Source organism: Methylorubrum podarium, from assembly GCF_022179745.1.
GTDB classification, from domain to species: domain Bacteria; phylum Pseudomonadota; class Alphaproteobacteria; order Rhizobiales; family Beijerinckiaceae; genus Methylobacterium; species Methylobacterium podarium.
Genome location: NZ_BPRD01000436.1, coordinates 1 through 3,114 on the forward strand (window position 1 = coordinate 1; position 3,114 = coordinate 3,114).

At 69.3% G+C, this 3,114-nt stretch carries 3 protein-coding genes; 2 read left to right on the forward strand and 1 reads right to left on the reverse strand.

Translation table 11 applies throughout. From position 1 onward, the window contains the following. Positions 1-183: 183 nt before the first annotated feature. Complete coding sequence (locus MFF42_RS20085; protein ID WP_238257323.1) at positions 184-840, reverse strand: glutathione S-transferase family protein; 657 nt, start codon at positions 838-840, stop codon at positions 184-186. 379 nt (positions 841-1,219) lie between these two features. Here MFF42_RS20085 and MFF42_RS20090 point away from each other — a divergent pair, with 379 nt between their 5' ends. Further along, positions 1,220-2,434 carry a polyhydroxyalkanoate depolymerase gene (locus MFF42_RS20090; protein ID WP_238257324.1) on the forward strand — a complete coding sequence of 405 codons (1,215 nt, stop codon included), beginning with the start codon at positions 1,220-1,222 and terminating at the stop codon, positions 2,432-2,434. 305 nt (positions 2,435-2,739) lie between these two features. Further along, positions 2,740-3,048 (forward strand): 30S ribosomal protein S21, encoded by a 309-nt coding sequence (gene rpsU / locus MFF42_RS20095; RefSeq protein WP_238257325.1) that lies wholly within the window; start codon positions 2,740-2,742, stop codon positions 3,046-3,048. The last annotated feature ends 66 nt before the right edge of the window (positions 3,049-3,114 follow it).

Here is a 3,114-nt window from a genome sequence, read left to right on the forward strand (position 1 = left end):
GCTCGCCATCGTCGAGGGCCATGGCGGGCGCCTGCGCCTGGAGAACCGCCCCGGCGGCGGCTTCTGCGCCCGCATCGAGCTGCCGCTCGCCGCCGGCCGCTCCGGGGAGGCGGGGTCGGTCGAAAGCGCGTAGCCTTCCGGTTCCGCGGGCAATCCGGACCGGACCGCCCGACCAGACCGCCCCTAGAACTCCATGTCGAGTTCCACGATCTCCTCCGGCTCGCCCTCGGCGAGCGCCGCCCACTCGCTCATCAGGTCCCAGGCGAGGATCGTGTCGCGGTAGGTCGCGGCGGTGAAGGGGAGGGTCACGTCGTAGGTGCGGAAGCGGGTGCAGACCGGAGCGTACATCGCATCCGCCAGGGTCGGCCGCGCGCCGAACAGGTAGGGTCCGCCCGAGCGCGACAGGCAATCCTCGAAGATCGTGCAGATGCGCTCGATGTCGCCCTTGGCGCCGTTGAAGATCCGGAAGCCGCGGTGGAGGCTGCGCAGGTTCATCGGCAGGGCCGAGCGCAGGTTGACGAAGCCGCCATGCATCTCGCCGGAGACGGCGCGGCAGCGCGCGCGCTCGGGCGCCCCCTCGGGCAGGAGGCCGGCGTCCGGGCGGATCTCGTTGAGATATTCGGCGATGGCGAGCACGTCCCACACCGCCACCGCGCCGTGCTCCAGCCGGGGCACCAGGAAGGACGGCGACAGGTGGAGCAACTCGGCCCGCGTCGCCGCGTCCGAGCCGGACAGCACCGCCACCGAGAGGTCGAGCCCGGCCATCCGGCACAGCAGCCAGCCGCGCAGGGACCAGGACGAGTAGTTGCGGCTGGAGATCGTCAGCGTCGCCTCGGCCATGGCTCTCCCCGGATCACGCGATCGCCCGAGCTTGCCGCCCAGGTCTCCCGGACGACATCCAAGACTCGTGCCGCGCTTCGTGACACGCCTCGCGCCGGGTCCTCCGCCGCGTCTTCCCCTGCCGGAAGCGCCACGTCTCCGACAATAAATTTCCCGCTCCCGGCAGGCGTGCAAAGTGATGCATCCGCACCACAGCGGCGCGGCATGTACTTTTGATCAGTTGCGCCCAACCCAGAACCGCTTAGCCTGCTTGGTCCGGCATCGTCTCGAGAGGGCGGCGGGGCGATGCGGGAAGCGAAGCGGGCGAATCCGGGCCATTCGGGACGTTCGCGAGACAATGGCGCGTGCAGGCACTTTGCGCGCTTGGAGTTTGGGCCCGATGCTCTACCAGGCCTTCGATGTCCAGTCGGACATCGCCCGCCAGACCCGCCAGTGGGGCCGCCTCCTGCAGGAGGCCGCCGCCCCGTGGATGCGGACGCCCTGGCACGACACGGCGAAATGGTGGTCGGCGGGCGCGCGCATGATGATGCGGGCCGGCCTCACCTTCGCCCGGCCGGCCTACGGCATCCACGCCGTCAAAGTCGGCAACCGCGACGTGCCGGTGATCGAGGAGCCGGTGCTCGCCACGCCCTTCGGCACCCTGCTCCGCTTCCGTAAGGACATCGACACCGTCCAGCCCAAGGTGCTGGTGCTCGCGCCCCTCTCGGGCCACTTCGCCACGCTGCTGCGCGGCACCGTGCGCACCCTGCTGCCCGATCACGACGTCTACATCACCGACTGGCACAACGCCCGCGACGTGCCGGTCTCGGAAGGGCGCTTCGGCTTCGACGACTATGTCGATCACGTCGTGCGCTTCCTGGAGACCATCGGCGAGGGCGCCCACCTCATGGCCGTGTGCCAGCCCGCGGTGCAGGCGCTCGCCGCCACGGCGGTGATGGCCCACACCAAGAACCCGGCGCAGCCGCGCAGCATGACCCTGATGGCCGGGCCGGTGGATTGCCGTGTCAGCCCGACCTCGGTGAACGCGCTCGCCACCTCCAAGCCGATCGAGTGGTTCGAGCAGAACCTGATCGAGACGGTGCCCGGCCGCCACAAGGGCGCGGGGCGGCGGGTCTATCCCGGCTTCATGCAGGTGGCCGCCTTCGTCTCGATGAACGCCCGGCGCCACTCGGACGCGCATGCGGACCTGTTCTGGCACTACGTCGACGGCAGCGCCGACAAGGCGCAGGCGATCGAGACCTTCTACGACGAGTATTTCGCCGTCCTCGACCTGACCGCCGAGTTCTACCTCGAGACCGTCAAGACCGTCTTCCAGGACTACACGCTGGCCCGCAACAAGCTCACCTATCGCGGCGAGCCCATCGACATGGGCGCCATCCGCCGCACCGCCCTGATGACGGTGGAGGGCGAGCGCGACGACATCTGCGCGGTGGGCCAGACCATGGCCGCCCACGACCTCTGCTCGGGCCTGCCGCCGCACATGAAGAGCCACCATCTCCAGACGGGGGTGGGCCATTACGGCGTGTTCTCGGGGCGCAAGTGGGAAGCGCAGACCTACCCGATCGTGCGCAACTTCATCGCCTCGCACGCGTAGGACAGCCTTCCGGTCGTCCTTGCGATGACGGGGTCGCGGGCGCGCACCGCGCGGTCCCGAACCGGCAGGAGGCTTTCAAGGGGCTTCCAAGAAGCTTCCAAGAAGCTTTCCCGCACTTCCAACACGATCCCGTTTCGTGTATGCCGCGCGCTCAGGTGCAATTCTTTCGCACCGATTCGGCTGCCGTCACGACGCCTCCTCCGGACTTGAAACCGGGGCAGGGGCGCCTGACGGCTTTTTCCCGGTTCCGCCGGGAATCCGAGGCCGGTGCGGTTCGAAACAACAGATCCTAGGGGTTGATTCCGTTGCAGGTACTCGTTCGCGATAACAACGTCGATCAGGCGCTCCGCGTCCTCAAGAAGAAGATGCAGCGCGAGGGCATCTTCCGCGAGATGAAGCAGCGCAAGGCCTACGAGAAGCCGTCCGTGCGCAAGGCGCGCGAGAAGGCAGAGGCCGTCCGCCGCGCCCGCAAGCAGGCCCGCAAGACCGCGATCCGCGAGGGCCTGATCGCCGCGCCGAAGCCGAAGCCCCGGACCGGCGCCCCGCGCCGCCCGAGCGCTCCGAGCTTCTCGCAGCAGCCGGCCGCCGGTCAGGCGCCCGCCGTCGCCTCCTGAGATCGATCGTCCGGAACGGCCCGCCGAGACGGGCCGCACGGCATACGAACGGAAAAAGGCCCCGCC